The 18,305-nt window shown below is 40.9% G+C and carries 10 protein-coding genes and 1 tRNA gene; 8 read left to right on the top strand and 3 right to left on the bottom strand.

Annotated features, from left to right (window positions below; genetic code table 11):
- Positions 1 to 14: 14 nt before the first annotated feature.
- Entirely contained in the window at positions 15 to 3,341 is a 3,327-nt protein-coding gene (locus LV716_RS04185) for a DUF2723 domain-containing protein (protein ID WP_163416530.1), read from the bottom strand.
- A 192-nt stretch (positions 3,342 to 3,533) separates the two neighbouring features.
- Between LV716_RS04185 and LV716_RS04180 the strand changes: the two genes are divergently transcribed.
- From LV716_RS04180 to LV716_RS04160, 5 genes are all read left to right on the top strand, one after another.
- Positions 3,534 to 3,605, top strand: a tRNA-Gln gene (locus LV716_RS04180).
- 734 nt (positions 3,606 to 4,339) lie between these two features.
- Positions 4,340 to 4,612 (top strand): hypothetical protein, encoded by a 273-nt coding sequence (locus LV716_RS04175; RefSeq protein WP_163416529.1) that lies wholly within the window; start codon positions 4,340 to 4,342, stop codon positions 4,610 to 4,612.
- Between the two features lie 91 nt (positions 4,613 to 4,703).
- On the top strand, positions 4,704 to 7,619 hold the full coding sequence (locus LV716_RS04170) for an RHS repeat domain-containing protein (protein ID WP_163416528.1): 2,916 nt from the start codon (positions 4,704 to 4,706) through the stop codon (positions 7,617 to 7,619).
- Between the two features lie 15 nt (positions 7,620 to 7,634).
- Positions 7,635 to 12,095: a DUF6443 domain-containing protein gene (locus LV716_RS04165; RefSeq protein WP_163416527.1), complete on the top strand. Its 4,461-nt coding sequence runs from the start codon at positions 7,635 to 7,637 to the stop codon at positions 12,093 to 12,095.
- Positions 12,092 to 12,661, top strand: a complete 570-nt coding sequence (locus LV716_RS04160; protein ID WP_163416526.1) for a hypothetical protein — start codon at positions 12,092 to 12,094, stop codon at positions 12,659 to 12,661. Before LV716_RS04165 ends, LV716_RS04160 begins: the two co-directional genes overlap by 4 nt.
- A gap of 52 nt (positions 12,662 to 12,713) precedes the next feature.
- On the opposite strand, the gene LV716_RS18445 is transcribed toward LV716_RS04160, so the two are convergent.
- Positions 12,714 to 12,839 (bottom strand): hypothetical protein, encoded by a 126-nt coding sequence (locus LV716_RS18445; RefSeq protein ID WP_255674290.1) that lies wholly within the window; start codon positions 12,837 to 12,839, stop codon positions 12,714 to 12,716.
- 464 nt (positions 12,840 to 13,303) lie between these two features.
- Between LV716_RS18445 and rimP the strand changes: the two genes are divergently transcribed.
- Genes rimP through infB form a run of 3 tightly spaced genes read left to right on the top strand, consistent with a single transcriptional unit; the run spans position 13,304 to position 17,842 of the window.
- On the top strand, positions 13,304 to 13,765 hold the full coding sequence (rimP, locus tag LV716_RS04155) for a ribosome assembly cofactor RimP (protein WP_163416525.1): 462 nt from the start codon (positions 13,304 to 13,306) through the stop codon (positions 13,763 to 13,765).
- 13 nt (positions 13,766 to 13,778) lie between these two features.
- Positions 13,779 to 15,011 (top strand): transcription termination factor NusA, encoded by a 1,233-nt coding sequence (gene nusA / locus LV716_RS04150; RefSeq protein WP_163416524.1) that lies wholly within the window; start codon positions 13,779 to 13,781, stop codon positions 15,009 to 15,011.
- Between the two features lie 44 nt (positions 15,012 to 15,055).
- Positions 15,056 to 17,842 carry a translation initiation factor IF-2 gene (gene infB, locus LV716_RS04145; RefSeq protein WP_163416523.1) on the top strand — a complete coding sequence of 929 codons (2,787 nt, stop codon included), beginning with the start codon at positions 15,056 to 15,058 and terminating at the stop codon, positions 17,840 to 17,842.
- A 58-nt stretch (positions 17,843 to 17,900) separates the two neighbouring features.
- Here infB and LV716_RS04140 read toward each other — a convergent pair whose 3' ends face one another.
- Entirely contained in the window at positions 17,901 to 18,272 is a 372-nt protein-coding gene (locus tag LV716_RS04140) for an SPOR domain-containing protein (RefSeq protein ID WP_163416522.1), read from the bottom strand.
- Between the last annotated feature and the right edge of the window lie 33 nt (positions 18,273 to 18,305).

Raw genomic sequence — 18,305 nt, 5'->3', positions numbered from 1 at the left:
GAAATGCTGTTGAATTATTGATCCACCTTGGAAACTGTATCCATAAGTTGGGTACTGTCCAATGGAACGGAGTCCTGCAAATCTGGGTCTAATATGGGTTCTTCAAAAATTTCCTCTTCTTCTTCACCGATAAATTGAGAAAACTTATCAATATACTCATTGAAGATTATGGTTTCTGATTCTGCGAGTTCCCTATCCTGATTTTCAATAAGAATGTCTATGTTCCTACGATAAGCCTGCATATCGGATAAAATATCATCAATTTTCTCATACTGCTCATCCAAAGGTATCCCTGAATAATACTGCAAACGGTCTTGGTATATCAACTTCAATTTTTCGAAAAGAGCTCTTGCCTTTTCCGTTTCACCTACTTTGTAATAACCATCTACGAAAGGTTCAACGAAAGCATAAAAATAAAAATGCTCAACCGGTATATTGGTCATTGCTATATCGATGATGTCCTTTGCCTTTTCAATTTTGTTCTCAGCAATCAAGGTTTCCATTAATCTTGCTAGATTGCTCCTAAACGATAATCCTTGAGAACGTGTTTGGGTGTCATGGTAAATATCGCCGCCAGAATTTCCCCAATCCCATTTTTTGACGATATCGTACATTAGGTCGCTATCGATGCGTCCCATTTCAAAAGAGTTTCGATTTTTGGTTTTTATGGGAACCAATTTGTATACCAATCCATCCAGCTGAAGATAATCCTTCATCCAAATATATTCGGCACTATCAAAGCTGCCACCAGAAAAATAGATAGGTCTTTTCCAATCGTTGTTTGCAATCAAATCGAGCATCAAGATTCGGTTTTTTGGCAATACTGATGGAAGATCAATATCGATATAGTCCACAATCAAAGCGGAATCCTTTTCTTTGACCAGTCCACTTTTTAAAACATTCTCCTTGTTGACAGGGATTCTTAACTTATTTGTTGGGTAATATACAATATCCAAATTGCTATCGGAGTAAGCGCTTAGGTCAGCTCCCTGTTTTTCCAATAGGTACTTGAATTTTGTTTGGGGTTTGTCGCTTCCAATCCAATTTACAAAGTCCTTAACGTTCCAACGATTTTCGGTAACACCTTGGTAATATACAGCATCCCTGGAACCATATCGATACTTATCATGTGTGAGCTGGGAAGGGATAGGGTCGCTCTCGTATGCTTTGCGCTTCATTTGGTCTATATACCAATCCGTGGCAAAAAGACTTGTATTCACGATACGGACATCGGTTCTATGGCCTTCAATTTCTTGGGCATACCATAAGGGAAAGGTATCATTGTCTCCAATGGTAAACAAAATCGCTCCTGCATCTTCTTGGGTCGAATCTAAATAAGCTTTTGCCGTAGAATTGGCCGTGTAACGATTTGATCTGTCGTGATCATCCCAATTCTGAAAGGCCATTAAAAAAGGCACGGCCAAAAGACATAATGTGGTTATGGCAGGAGCTGCTATTTTTGCTGAAAGCAATTTTTTGAACTCATCAAAAAGGCCATAAACCCCAATGCCTATCCATATGCAGAATACATAAAAAGAGCCCACGAGGGAATAGTCACGTTCCCTGGGTTGAAATATGTAAGGGTTTGTGTAAAATTGTATGGCAAGTCCGGTGAACATGAAAAAAACAAAGAGCACCCAAAAATGTTTTGGGTTTTTTGAAACCTGAAAGACGATGCCAATAATCCCCAACAACAAGGGCAAAAAGAAATAGGTGTTTCTTCCTTTGTTGTTTTTCCAATCTTTGGGAAGGTTGTTCTGACTCCCCAGACGAAGACTGTCGACAAATCCGATACCGCTCAACCAATTTCCATTTTCGTCATACCTGCCCTGAATGTCGTTCTGCCTTCCGACAAAATTCCACATGAAATAGCGCATGTACATGTAGCCAAATTGAAATTGGAAAAGATATTTAAGGTTTTGTCCCAAAGTGGGCGGTTCAACGTCTATGTATTCACTAAACTCCCGTAAAAATCGCATATACTGCTCAGTGTCCAGTTCACCTTGGGAATAGGCACTTTTAAATTGGGATACCGCTTGTCTTAGCTCATTGTTAGAGATATATTCCGATTTTATTCGAAACTCCAACACTCCAAAATGGCGCATATAATTCTCTGCGTGCTGGTCGCTCCATAGCCTTGGAAGAAAACCGACATGGTCTTTGTTAGGCCCTTGAATGGCATCTTTATAGTTGTTGACGATAACGTATTTGCCCAGTTTTTCATCTCTCTCATATTTAGGGCGATCATCAATGTCCTCACCAGCCGGTGCAAAGCTGTCTGAATAATAGGCCCCGTAAAAAGGGCTTTCCACCCCAGGATATTGTTCCCTGTTGTAATATGCCAGTAGTGAACGGGCATCAGATGGGTCATTTTCGTTTACGACGGTCTTTGCATTTGCCCTAATGGGCAGCATAAGCCATGAAGAGAATCCCAAAAAGAGAAACATTAAACATAAAACAATGGTATTTGCCGTCTGAAAATTGTTTTTTCTTGTGTATCGAAGACCAAAGTAAAATGCAGCTATAAACAGCAGTCCCATAATTATGGAACCAGAATTGAACGGCAGTCCAATATTGTTGATGAAAAATACTTCGCTCCAACCAAACAGTTGAAGTACATAGGTCAAAGAAAACTTATAGACCAGCATCAATAAGGTTATGACTATGATATTAGCCACCAGAAAATTCTTGACCGTTGTCTCTTTGTACTTTTTAAAATAATATAGAAGCCCTATTGATGGTATGGCCAAGAATCCCATAAATTGAATCCCAAAGGTTAGGCCGACCAAGAAACAGATAAGCAATAACCATCTGTCACCTCTGGGTTCTTCAAGATTGTCCGTCCATTTTAGGCCAAGCCATAACAACAGTGCCATGATTAAACTTGCCATGGCATATACTTCTGTTTCCACGGCATTGAACCAAAAGCTATCTGAAAAAGTAAAGGCCAAGGCGCCAACTAGACCGCTTCCAAAAATGGCAATGGCCTTACTATTGGTGATGGATTTTTTATTGGAAATAAGTTTACGGGTCAAATTGGTAATGGTCCAAAAAGTAAACAATACGGCAAAAGCACTTGACACAATGGAAACTGCATTTACCATCAAAGCTATTTTAGTAGTGTCACCAAAAGCGAATATGGAAAAGAAAGCCCCAATCATTTGCAAGAGTGGGGCGCCAGGAGGGTGTCCTACCTGTAATTTTGCCGAAGTGGTGATGTATTCACCTGCATCCCAAAAACTGCCCGTAGGTTCTACGGTCAATGCATAAACAATAAAGGCTATGGCAAAAGAGAACCACCCTAATATGGTGTCCCATTTCTTGAAGTCATTTGCAAACATAAAATTGGTGTTTACCAAGTTGGGGCGAATTTAGTGAATATAGTAGAGAAGGTAGTTCATTTTTGGAAAAGCTTTAACATAGAGGCATATTGAAAAATTAGTCTGGAATCTTATTAAAATATTTGTCGAAACCAAAGTTTGTTTTAAATTTGCACGCTCTTACTGAAACAAGTTCGGTATTAGTATTGGTAATGACCCATGGTGTAATTGGCAACACAGCTGGTTTTGGTCCAGTCGTTCTAGGTTCGAGTCCTAGTGGGTCAACAGATAGTGCGCAAAATCTCGGCTCCAAATGGAATCGGGATTTTTTGTTTCAAGCAATCGCGAAGGACGAGAAGTTTATCCTGAGCGGAGCCGAAGGGAGTCCTAAGTGGGGCAACAGATAATCTTAGAAAACCATCCTTTTCCAAAAAAATACTTTTACTTCTCTTAATACCTTAAAAATTCAATAGCAATAAAGTTGTTGTTTTTCCTCAATTCCTTCCGCTCTTAAAAAGGTGGTTTCAAATAAAAGCTGAAATGGTTTGGAACTTGGAATTTATTTTTTTTCAAATTCTAATTTGTAGGAATTTAATCAGTGAAGCAGCATTAAATAATTGTTAATTTTTGATTTTTAGTAGGAGTGTTGAGTGTGGGCAAACTTTTGTTCAATGGTTTGTTTTTCATGGTCTTACCTGTTTACATCTATTGCTTTAACATAAAAAAGTGGAATTTAAAATGATATTAATCGTAAAAAACTTACAATCTTTTAATTATTTTTCTTGTAATAAAATAAAGGTTTTTAATTTCAGTGGCTAAGATAAAAACAATATTATATGAAATGACACATGACTTTGTGGTGTCGTGTATTATCCCATTACAAGAAGATTCTTGGAAATATCGCCCAGAAAAGAATGAAACAATTGGATAGGTTTTTAACGGAGTACCTATTATTTCTGATAGTTGAAGTCCATAAGAAGGTTCGTTTGTCATTTATGCTGAAGTCTCTAAAACGAGTGATGAAGGTAGACGCTTTAGATAGGACACGGGTGAGGCTTATAATATTGGTATCTAGGCTAAGAGGAGTACTCAAAGTACTGACTTGGTATTTGTCCAATACACTTTCCATAATGGTGGCGGAGGTCAGTGTCGGTAGTGTTGAGCTGGGTAAGGTGAACAAATTTTTGTTAGAGAAGACTGAGAAACTGATATTTTATATCCTTGAACAAGAGAAAAAGAATTATGGATTTATCACTTTAAATAACCTAATGCGTACTTCCTATGAGAAATAAAAAAGCAGAAAAAAAAGTATTCTATTTAACAAAAAAAAGTGGTAAGCTTTTGTTATTGATTTTTTGCTGTTTAATCTGGTCAAAATCCATTATGTCACAAGGTTTTCCAGAGAACCCGACACAAATCAATGAATTGCCACCGTCGCCTACTATGTGGGAGTTCGAAAAATATGGGAATTACCCGGTAAGTATGCATACCGGGGTTCCTAACATTTCCATTCCCTTTTTCTCAGCACAATCCGGGCCAATAAGTGTGCCGATATCATTAAGCTACCATGCCAGTGGTGTTCAGGTGAACCAAAGGGCAAGTTGGACCGGGCTGGGTTGGACACTAAGGGCAGGGGGTGCAATTACCAGAACGGTAAGAGGCAGCGCAGATGAAAGCAATGAAGGGTATATAAATCGAGTTTATGATGGAAATTATAATCCTGCTGATAGTGCTGGTGTAACCGAGCTTATGTTATTGGGAGTCGTAGATACAGAACCGGATATTTTCAGTTATGACTTTATGGGCTATTCAGGGAAATTTGTATTTAACCATTCCAGCAATCGTTTAGATGCAACCATTGCCTTAATCCCCCATGCAGATTTGGCCATAACTCCCTTATTTACCGGAAATGAGATTGTGGGTTTCTCAATAGTCACCCCAGAAGGGATTACTGCGGAATTTGGTTACCCAGAAAAATCGGGACATACCATTAACGGGCCAAATAATCAATATTATGTATCCTCAACTAACGTATGGCACCTAAAAAAGCTAACAGGCCCGAATAACAATGATGAGATTACATTTGAATATGAATTGGTCTCTAGCAATGGGCAAGTCAATGATTGGCGCTATTCTGATAGGCATTCCAGATATTTTAACGACCCTTGCAATCCTGCTAATTATGATATCCCTTCATCACAACCACATACACAACCTTTCAGCACTACTTTTTTTGATGTCAAGAAAATAAGTAAAGTAAATTTTAAAAATGGATATATACTTTTTCAATCCTCTAGGGGTAATAGGGAAGATGATCCCGCTGATGATGAGTTAAGGCTGGATGAAGTCAAACTGTACTCCACTATAGATGGTATAGACCATCCCATAAAAAGCTTTCAATTGGGTTTTGGTTATTTTGGTGTGCCTGATAGCGGTGTCAACAATGTAAAACTTAAATTGAACACTGTGACCGAAATTGCCTCGAATGGGGTGGGCAGCAACCCATACCGGTTTTCTTATAGTCACAACCATGTTCCTCCCCGTTTTTCGAATTCCCAAGATTATTGGGGCTATTATAATGGTAAATCCAATAGTTCCCTTGCTCCCAGAGTACAAACTACAGAGGCAGGTTTTACATTTAATCTGGGCGGTGCCGATAGGGATCCCAATCCATTGTTTGCCGAACATGGAACATTGAACAAAATTGTTTTTCCAACCAAGGGCTATACCCTATTTGAATATGAGGGCAATACCTGTAGGACCATCGAATCTGGTCAAAATACAGTTGTGGAAAAAATAGCAGGAGGATTGCGCATTAAAAAAATCTCCAGTATGAATGGGGACGATACCATCCAATGGGTCAAATCTTATGAATATGTGCAACGGGACAATCCCTTATTGTCATCAGGGGTATATAATGGTAATCGTTTTATCGCTTCAAATGACTTTTTCTATCGTAGGGCATATCATTTTGCTGGTCAGCCAGATTTAGTTCAGGAAGGGAATTGTGTCCCAAGTACTAATATTGTAACATATTCTATTGGGGTCGCCTCTTCACCCACCATGTCAAAAAATCAGGCCACGGTTTTTTATACCTCTGTAAAAGAATACAATGGCACTCCAGAAAACCATCAGGGATATACCTGGTACCACTATGCTGATACCAAGGATGAAACCTACCAAGGTTCTGGGCCAGTTGCTTTTTTAGTGGACCGTAGTTGGGACAGGGGACAATTACTCCTACAAGAAACCTTTGAAAATGGCAACCCAGATCCCATTTCTAAAACGATCAACGAGTATGAAGAGATAAACGCACAGAACCCTGTAGAAGGATTTAAGGCCGGTGCTCGCTGGGATGTAAGTAGAGAGGGATACTATCCCAGCGACCAAAATCCATACTCTTATTATAGTATTCGCTATTTTTTGACTCATTATACGGAACCCATTGTTTGGAAGCGTTTAAAAAAGAGTACCATTATAAATGATGGCATTACTACCGTAAAAGACTTTTTCTATGATAATGGTCTTCTTCATACGAATTTGGTAAAGACAAATACAACAATAGGTGACTTGGGTATTTTGGAAACCAAGACCTACTATCCTGATGATATCAGCGATATCAACTCTCTTAATGAGGGTGGAGTGCTTACTCCGGATGAACGTGACCAGTTACTTCTTCTTAATAAGGCAAACCAACATCGTACGGCAACACCCATACAAAGTGTCACTAAAAAGAATGGAAAAGTATTGTCCATACAGCGCAACCTTTACAAAACGGTGTATAATAATATAGTTTCAAGTTCTATTCAAACAAACAAAAGTTCGCAGCTTTTGGAAAATCGTGTCATTTATCATGAGTATGACGATAGGGGAAATCTTTTAGAAGTCTCACAAGCCGATGGCTTACATGTCTTATATCTATGGGGCTACAACCAAGAGTACCCCATAGCCAAGATAGAGAATCTAAAATCGGAAGATATTACACCTGAGCTACAGAGCCTAATCGATACCGCAAGAGTACAATCCGATAAAGATGATGACCGAACCCTGAATTATTTGGGCAAGGAAGGTACACTAAGGCTTACCTTGGACAACATCAGGAAACATTCCGTTTTGAAGGGCGCCATGGTCACCACCTATACCTATGACCCTTTAATCGGGGTTACCAGCGTCACAGACCCTAAGGGCTATACTACCTATTACATATACGATTCGTTCAACCGCCTCAAAGAGGTAAGGGATGCCAACGGCGACATCCTAACGGACTATGAATATCACTTTAAGGGAGAGACCAACTAATAAACACCAAGAAAGATGATAAAATATATAAACAAAAATATTGCACAACTAATTGTTGCTCTTGGTATTTTTTTAACAACGATCAACAATATAAATGCACAATCTTGTTACGGTGCCACGGCACCGCAAATAGACTTTCCTGAAAATGGCGGTTTTGCATCAAGGACCATTACCCATAACTGTTCCGGAGGTTTCTTTAGTTTGGGAAGTTTTCCCGACTGGGTCACCAGTGCGAATATTGTTGGAACTACCCTAACAGTAAACGTTCCTGAAAATACTGATGAAGAACGTAGCGGTTGGGTCAATATTTTGTGGAACAATGGATTATCGGGCAGGGTAAAAGTGACCCAAGATGGTACACCCCCGCCCCCTCCGCCGCCCCCTCCAAGCTGCACGGTAACGGGCTTTGACAATGGCGATGCCTTGGATGGTAGCCAACAGACCATTACCTATACTCTAGTGTATTCAAACTGTAGTGGTCAGACTTCTTATAGTTTCAAAGAATTGAACGAAAATTATGAACCTGTAGATCTTCCCTATTGGGTCAGTGTGACCCAACCTAACCAAACGACCATAAACGTTACATTCCTTTCGAACGATACGGCCAACGAACGGTCGGTCATAATAGTCGGAAATGATCCAAATGGGGTGTTCCCCGGAATCAACGAGTCTTTTACGCAACCTTGTTTGGCAAGAACATGGTATGCAGATAGTGATGGGGACGGGTTTAGAAATCCAGATAGTATAGGTGAACCTGATTGTAACAACAGACAAGGTAATTGGACCACAAATCCTATTTTGGATAACTGTCCCAACGAATATGATGGTTCTAATGAATGCCATAATGCGTTGCCCGATAACCCTTCGGACCAAAACTATATTTATACCCGTACTTACCAGAAAAATGCAGCCGATATGCAGGCTGAAGACGGTATAGACCAGAATAATTTTAACTTTTTCACACAATCTGAAGCGGTCATTCAGAGCATCGTCTATTTCGATGGCCTGGGAAGACCTATGCAACAAGTTGCCATTGCACAATCTGCAGTGGATGGGGCCAACCTTGGAAAAAAGGACATCGTTACCCATATAGAATATGATAATTTTGGAAGACAGATCAGGGAATGGCTGCCCTTTGTGGAGCCCAATGGCGAGATGGGCAAGTTTAGGACAGGAGACATGAAAGGTGCCACTCGAGATTATTATGACGACCCGAATACCTACGGGGATGACTTTCCCAGTGTATCGGGAATCGATGTAAATCCCTATTCGGAAAAGTATTTTGAAACTTCCCCCCTGAACAGGATACTCAAACAAGCCGCCCCAGGTGAGGATTGGGCGCTGGCCAAAGATGCCCAGGGCAGTGTAGTGCCAGATGCTGATGACCATGCCATAGAGTTTGGTTATTTGGCAAACAGCACCGATGAGGTACGTCTTTTCCTTGTTAACCTTGATATGGGAAGAGACAATCCAGTTCTTAATCTCAACGCTTATTATACCGCCAACGAGTTGTACAAGACCATTACTCGTGACGAAAACCATAGCACTGTCAGCGGCAAGCTTCATACCATTGAAGAATTTAAGAACAAACAGGGGCAGGTAGTACTTAAACGCACCTATGCGGATATAGATCTAAATGATGATGGTACCGTTCAGTCCAATGAGAAGGAAATCCCGCACGACACCTACTACGTCTACGACGACTACGGAAACCTTACCTATGTGATACCACCAAAGGTGGACACTTCCAATGGGGTGACCACTGTGGAACGCAACGAACTCTGCTACCAGTACAAATACGACCACCGTAACCGACTGGTGGAAAAAAAGCTGCCGGGCAAGGGCTGGGAACATATCGTCTATAATACCTTGGACCAACCCGTAATGACACAGGATACGGTGCAACGGGCCAATAACGAATGGTCCTACACCAAGTACGATGCCTTTGGCAGGGTGGTACTGGCGGGAATACTGGACCTTAACGTAACACGCACCCAGGCACAGGCCAATGTGGAAAGTGCCGCTGCACAATACGAAGAACGTGTAGGAGATGTGTATACGAACAATACCTATCCATCCATTTTCAATAGTTCTGGTGTACCGCAGATACACGTCCTCAACTTTTACGATGACTACAATTTTCCGCTTTTTGGCTATTCACTTCCCACTACGGTATTGGGACAAACGGTTGCACAGAACGTAAAGGGGCTGTCCACTGGTGGGGGCATATTGGTGCTGGACGGTAACGATGACAAATGGATCAGGTGGGCCAAGGCCTACGACGAGAAAGGCAGGGTCATTGCAGAGGGGAACATCAATGAACTGTTGCAGACCTTCATACAAATAGAGACAAAGCTCGACTTTGTGGGCAGGCCCGAAAAGGTGGTCACCACCCATACAAAGGGTGCTAACGCCCCTATTGTGACCGTGGACAACTTTGAATACGATCATGTGGGCAGATTGTTGAGTCAGACTCAGTGTATTGGAGACGGTACCTTAGGCGATACTTGCCCTAGAGATAATGGGGGTGGTATGGGCCAAATTGATGTTGACTTGCTCTTATCTGGTAATATTACCACGGACCAAGTGGCTTCCAATAGTATTGCCGTTAGCCCTGTCACCACCATTAGTGGGGATGTTACCCTGCGTATTGAAGGTAGCAGTGGAGCAGAAGAGCTCATAGTATATAACAAATACGACGAACTGGGACAATTGATTGCCAAAAAAGTGGGCGGAATCCCTGGAGCGGATTATGGTGCCACTGCTGGACTACAAACGGTCAACTATGAGTACAACGTAAGGGGGTGGCTCAAACAGATCAACAATACGGCATCCTTGGGCAATGACCTTTTTGCTTTCGGCATCAACTACAATACGGTCGACCATGGCGGCACTCCATTGTTTAACGGAAACATATCCGAAACGAAATGGAGAACGGCGAATACAGATGACAGTTCCTTGAAGCACTACCGGTATTCCTACGATGCTCTCAATAGGATCACGGGTGCAATTGATAACACGGGGAGGTACAACCTTGCCGATGTCACCTATGACAAGATGGGGAACCTAGAGACATTGAAACGCCTGGGATGGACAAGCGCAAGCCCTTCCTTGGCGAACAACACGGGCTTTGGCACGATGGACGACTTGGTGTACACCTATGATAGCGGAAACAAGCTCACCAATGTTGCGGACAACAATGCAAGTGACACCTATGGTTTTGTGGATGCCAACGGTAGTGGAACCGAATATACCTATGATGTAAACGGGAACATGACCTCCGATGCCAACAAGGGGATAACAAGTATTACCTACAACCATTTGAACCTGCCCATGAGCATTTCGATAAACGGGAACGGCAACAACGGTACCATTTCGTATATTTACGATGCCACGGGGACCAAGTTGCGCAAGACCGTGGGAAGTTCTGTGACAGACTATGCGGGCAACTTCGTGTACCAAAACGGGCAGTTACAGTTCTTTAACCACCTAGAGGGCTATGTGACCCCAGACGGACAGGGAAGCTACGACTATGTCTACAATTACAAGGACCACTTGGGGAACGTGCGGTTGAGCTTTATGGACAACAACGGCACCACCGAAATCGTGGAGGAGAACAACTACTATCCCTTCGGACTTGAACATAAAGGGTACAATGATGTGGTGTCACCATTGGGCAACAGTACCGCACAACGGTGGAAGTTTGGTGGGAAAGAATACCAAGAAGAATTAGGGCTTGAGTGGTATGATGTAAGTGCACGTAATTATGATCCTGCCTTGGGAAGATGGATGAACATCGATCCATTGGCCGAGCAGATGCGTAGGCACTCACCGTATAATTATGCGTTCAACAATCCAATAATATTTACTGACCCTGATGGAATGTCTCCTTTGTTGCAAATAATCAACCTGAAAGGTGAAATAATATACGATGATGGAACAAATGATGGAGATGTTAATGTTGCCCTTACTTTCGATAGCGAATTAAGCGAAGGGGATCAGCAATTGGAAATCACCAAGGACGGCAAACTTGTGGGTGACGATGGCCTACTGAACTTTTATGTTGATTCTCAAATAAAACAGGCCACACCCGATGCAGATTTTGGAGAGGTTACCGTTTCAACGGATGCAGATGATAAATCAGAAACTTTTGCGACCAGTATAGGTGGTATTCAAATAAGTGATGGTAAAGTGGTCAAGACGCCAACCGAAGAGAAGACGTTAGACATCTCAATTGATAGGAATAAATCTGAGCATACGTCTTTGAATAATGTTTATAACCTGAGAAGTACTTTAGAGCATGAGGAAGGACATATATCTCAAAGAGGTGACACCAAAGTTTTTAATAATAGTAAAGAATACACGAAATATAGGGAGGAAGGGGCTTATAAAAAACAAAAGCAATCCCCAACTTTTTCCAAGACCACCCAAAAATATAAGGATGAAGTTAACAAACAGCAAAAGGCTTTAAAATGACAAAGACAATATTAAGAATGAACTTCATTGTTTTGTTTTTTGTACTGATAACTTCTTGCAGTAGAGATAAAAAGAACAATATCTCCGTAGAAATAGTAGAAAGGACAGAATGTGATGGTTGTAAAGAATATTCGGATTGTATTAGTTTGACATTCATTAATGTTGAGAGTGATACAGAAATTGATTGGACCGTATTTGAACTATTCGAAGACGATTTTCAAGATAGCGAAATATTGAAAACACATTCATTGAATGAAGTATTGAATATAGTCGAAGATGATCAGATTGTAGTTGAAAACTCTAAAGGTGATAAAAGGTTTTTTTCAGAGGTAAGGACATTTGATACAGAAACTATACCCGTTTCGTCTGTTTTTAGGATAAAAGATGATGGCGGATCAATCGACATGTTGAAATCAAATGTAACTTTTAATAAAAAGCTATGTATCAACACTAATCGTCTGAAAGTTAAAAAAGATGATGAACAGATAAGGCTTAACTGGTTGGTGAAAAACAAAAATAAAGGTGGCGAAGGGATGGTTTTAAAATCAAATTGGATAAATCTTTAAGACTTTTAAGAATCATAAAAAGAAAAGGCCACAGTGTAAAACTGTGGTTTTTTTATGAGTAGGCCTTTTTGGTCTTGTGGTAACTAATGGCCATATCGATAAGCTCGTATATCTTGGTGCGCTCTTCCTCGGTAAAGCTCTCGATGTCCCTGACCTTTTGCAAGAGTTCCTTGTCCATTATGGGGTAATGTATCAAAATAGGACATGGTCAAAAGCCATGATATATATTTTTGATTTATAGTATTTTATCTAATTTTTTTTAATTGTTTCTTGCCATTAATAGATGCCTTGATGCAGGTCATCGTGTCAAGAACGGCCTAAAATTAAGCTTTTTCATAGTATTGTGTATCAAATTAGGATATGGATGCAATAAGCTGTCCCAAATGTAACGGGCCTGTGGTAAAAAGTGGCTTTCAAAATAGTAAACAGCGGTACAAGTGCAAATCGTGCAACAAACGGTTTCAATTGGAATATGCCTATAAAGCATGTTATCGTAACACTGATCTATCTGTCATGAGGATGCGCATGTTTTATTTGGATACAGTTTTCCAAAACATAAAAATATCGTATATTTGCACCACTGAACGAATAAAATGGTATTCATGAGGGGACTTCGAGTCCCCTCTTTTATTGTTTAAGTTTATGTTTAAGGAAAAAGTAAAATCATTGTTGGATAAAGCATTGGAAGAAAAGCCATCTTTATTTTTGATTGATTTTTCGGTTGAAAACAGCAATACAATTCGGGTCGTGTTAGATGGGGATGAGGGAGTTGACCTTCAGGATTGTATGGATGTCAGTAGGGCCATTGAACATAATTTAGATCGTGAAGAGGAAGATTTTTCATTGGAAGTCACCTCTGCCGGGGCTACCTCACCGTTAGAGCTCCCACGTCAGTATAAGAAGAATATTGGTAGAAAACTGATGGTAAGAGTGGCGGGCGAAGAGCTGGAAGGAAATCTGACTCAAGCAACAGAAGATAAAATTACCCTGGAGTGGAAGGCAAGAGAGCCCAAGCCCGTTGGTAAAGGGAAAGTTACGGTACAGAAAAAGCGTGAAATTGCGTTTTCTGATATCCATGAAGCAAAAGTTATATTAAAATTTTAATTGTAGTTCAAAAATGGAAAACCTAGCGCTCATCGAATCCTTTTCGGAATTCAAGGACGATAAGTTTATAGATAGGGTAACGCTTATGGCAATTTTGGAAGATGTGTTCCGAAATGCACTTAAGAAAAAGTTTGGTTCTGATGAGAATTTTGACATCATTATCAACCCGGACAAAGGAGATTTGGAGATTTGGAGAAACCGTATAGTGGTAGAGGACGGCGAGGTAGAAGAGCCCAATGAGGAAATTTCACTATCCGAAGCTAGGAAGATTGAACCAGACTTTGAAGTTGGAGAAGATGTTTCTGAAGAGGTAAAATTAATGGATCTAGGAAGAAGGGCCATTTTGGCGTTGCGTCAAAACTTGATTTCCAAGATTCATGAGCATGACAATACGACCATTTACAAGCAGTTTAAAGACCTTGAAGGGGAGATTTATACTGCCGAAGTACATCATATTCGCCATAAAGCGATTATTTTGTTGGATGATGAAGGAAATGAAATCATACTTCCAAAGGAAAAACAGATTCCTTCAGACTTTTTTAGGAAAGGGGATAATGTAAGGGGAGTAATCGAAAGTGTTGATCTGAAGGGAAACAAACCTGCAATCATCATGTCCAGAACTTCGCCTATTTTCTTGGAACAATTATTTTTCCAAGAAATACCAGAAGTTTTTGATGGATTGATCACAATAAAGAAAGCGGTGAGAATACCTGGTGAAAAAGCCAAGGTGGCCGTGGATTCTTACGATGATAGAATTGACCCCGTTGGTGCCTGTGTGGGTATGAAAGGTTCTCGTATTCATGGTATCGTTCGGGAATTGGGCAATGAAAATATTGATGTTATCAATTGGACCAACAATTCCCAATTAATGGTAACACGTGCATTGAGTCCTGCAAGAGTGTCATCCGTTAAACTTAATGACGAGAAGAAAACAGCGCAGGTATACTTAAAGCCAGAGGAAGTTTCGAAGGCGATAGGTAGAGGAGGGCACAATATCCGATTGGCAGGACAATTAACTGGATATGAGATAGATGTGTTCCGTGAAGGTGTTGAGGAAGATGTGGAATTAACGGAGTTCTCAGATGAAATAGAAGCATGGGTCATTGACGAGTTTAAGAAGATTGGTCTGGACACTGCAAGAAGTGTTCTGGAACAAGATGTCAATGATTTGATAAAGCGTACGGATTTGGAAGACGAGACCGTTCAGAATGTAGTACGTATCCTTAAGGAGGAATTTGAAGATTAAACTATATATTAGCAGCGAATTTTTAGGGCAAGGAAATATAATTTATGGCAGGAAACCCAACAATAAGGCTTAATAAAGTTCTCAGGGAATTGAATATTTCCCTGGATAGGGCTGTGGACCACCTTTCTTCCGTAGGGCACGAGGTTGAGGCAAGGCCTACAACAAAGATTACGGATGAGGTGTATCAAGTGCTGTTGGATGAGTTCCAAACAGATAAGAGCAAAAAAGTAGCTTCAAAAGAAGTTGGTGAAGAAAAGCGTAAAGAAAAAGAAGCGCTGAGAGTTCAAATTGAACAAGAACAGGAAGAACGAAGACTTGCCAGGGAGAAAAGAAATGCTCAGCAGGTCATTAAGGCGAAGGTAGAATTATCCGGGCCTAAAACGGTAGGCAAAATAGATTTGGATAAAAAACCAGAGCCGCCAAAAGCCGAAGAAGAGCCTAAAGCAGTTGAGGAAGCACCGGCAGCTGTTCAAAAAGAAGAGGAAAAGGTTGAAGAAACACCGGTTGTTGCACAAAAAGAAGAGGAAAAACCAGTTGCTCAGGTAAAAAAAGTAGAAGCAGAGGTAAAAGAAGAGCCTAAAAAGGCCGTTGAGCCACAGAAAGCTGTGGAGCCAGAGAAAGAGGATGATGAGCCCAAAGAGCCCGAAGCAATACAAACACAGTATAAAAAACTTAGTGGTCCAAAAATCACTGGGGACAAAATAGATCTTTCCCAATTTAACAAGCCCAAGAAAAAGAAGGAAGAGGTGAAAAAGCCTGCTGCTTCATCTTCGGACAGCAGTGCGGATAGGAGAAAACGCCGTAAGCGTATCATTAGTAAAAATCCATCCCAGAGTGGAGGCGGAAACCGCCCGAACAATAGGGGAGGAAATAATAGTGGTCCGGGCAGAAGGGGTAATCAACGTACATCTGCTCCAAAAGTAGAGCCAACAGAAGAAGAAGTACAAAAACAAGTACGGGAAACCTTGGAAAAACTTCAGGGTAAATCCAGTAAAGGTAAAGGTGCAAAATACCGTAGGGAGAAAAGAGATCAGCATCGTCAGCAGACGGAGAAAGATCTCGAGCTTCAGGAATTGGAGAGCAAAGTGCTTAAGGTTACGGAGTTTGTTACCGTAAACGAAGTGGCCACTATGATGAATGTGTCGTCTACACAAATTATATCTGCCTGTATGTCCTTGGGGATCATGGTGACCATGAACCAACGATTAGATGCAGAAACACTTTCTATAGTAGCCGAGGAATTTGGATATGAAGTAGAGTTCGTTACTGCAGATATCGAAGAGGCTATAGAGGAAGAGGTTGATGCGCCAGAAGATTTAAAACCGAGAGCGCCTATTGTTACGGTAATGGGTCACGTAGATCATGGTAAAACATCGTTGTTGGATTATGTGAGAGAAGAAAATGTTATTGCCGGTGAAAGTGGTGGAATTACCCAACATATTGGCGCATATGGAGTGTCTTTAAAAGATGGTCAAAGAATAACATTCTTGGATACACCGGGTCACGAGGCCTTTACGGCGATGCGTGCACGTGGTGCCCAAGTAACGGACATCGCCATTATTGTTGTGGCTGCTGATGATGACATTATGCCTCAGACCAAAGAAGCCATAAGTCATGCGCAAGCGGCAAATGTTCCGATCGTATTTGCTATAAATAAGATTGATAGGCCTACGGCCAATCCAGATAAAATCAAAGAAGGTTTGGCAGGTATGAATTTGCTGGTAGAAGACTGGGGAGGTAAAATACAATCCCATGATATTTCCGCAAAAACGGGCCAAGGTGTGAACGAACTTTTGGAAAAAGTACTGCTTGAAGCTGAATTATTGGAATTAACGGCAAATCCTGACCGATTGGCTTCAGGAACTGTAGTTGAGGCTTTCTTGGATAAAGGTAGAGGATATGTATCCACTATTTTGGTCCAGACAGGAACACTTGAAATAGGGGATTATGTACTTGCGGGAACTTGTAGTGGTAAAGTAAAGGCCATGCAGGATGAACGTGGTAACAACATCAAAAAGGCAGGACCCGCCACACCAATTTCAATTTTAGGTTTGGATGGTGCGCCACAGGCAGGAGATAAATTTAGTGTACTGGAAGATGAGCGGGAAGCGAAGCAAATTGCGACCAAGCGTTCACAGTTGCAGCGCGAACAATCCGTTCGTACGCAGCGACACATTACTTTGGATGAAATTGGAAGAAGGATTGCCTTGGGCGATTTCCAAGAACTTAATATTATCCTTAAAGGTGATGTGGACGGTTCTGTAGAAGCACTGACAGATTCATTCCAGAAATTATCTACCGATGAAATTCAGGTAAATATTATTCACAAAGGAGTTGGGGCCATCACGGAATCGGATGTGCTTCTGGCCAGTGCTTCGGATGCGATAATCATCGGATTTAATGTTAGGCCAATGGGCAATGCTCGTATGGTGGCTGATAAAGAGGAAATAGATATCAGAATGTATTCTATCATTTACGATGCTATCAACGACCTGAAGGATGCTATGGAAGGTATGTTGTCACCTGAAATGAAAGAAGAAATTACTGGTAACGCGGAGATTAGGGAAACCTTCAAGATTTCTAAAATCGGAACTATTGCCGGTTGTATGGTGACCAGTGGCAAGATATTCAGGAATTCCAGAATCAGGCTTATTCGTGAAGGGGTTGTAGTCTACACGGGTGAGTTAGCTTCTTTAAAACGCTTTAAGGACGATGTAAAGGAAGTGTCCAAAGGATATGATTGCGGATTGCAGATCAAGAATTATAATGATATAAAAGAAGGTGATATCGTGGAGGCATTCCAGGAAGTTGCCGTTAAGAAAAAGCTTTAGGATAAAAACCGGCTTTAACTAAAAAAAATCCCGCTAAGGCGGGATTTTTTATTGTCTTTTATCTGGAATCATTTTCAGGCTTTAACAACATGGCATCTGGGTACTTTTTTCGTACCTCCAAATATTTTCGTTCGGCCTCTAATTTTGTTTTGAATTTACCTAATCTAACTCGGTAGGTAGGAGATTCGAATTCGATTTTCGAATACCACGTTGGAAAATCAATATCAACTTTTGCTTTGAGATTTTGAGCTTTCTGATAGCTGCCAAAACCGACTTGAATTTGGTAAAAATCTGTCTTGGAATTCACTTCACTATATCGTTTCACCAATTCATCGATACGAGGGTCTTGTTCAATAGTAATGCTACCCTCCTGAGCTGATAGTGATGCTGTTAAACCAGCGGTAAGTATAATAAATACAAGGGATTTCATGATGTGGGTGTGTTTTTTCTTTTAATGTTGATA

This window comes from Flagellimonas sp. HMM57 (genome assembly GCF_021390175.1).
Classification (GTDB): domain Bacteria; phylum Bacteroidota; class Bacteroidia; order Flavobacteriales; family Flavobacteriaceae; genus Flagellimonas.
This window is presented reverse-complemented; position numbering and strand designations above follow the sequence as displayed.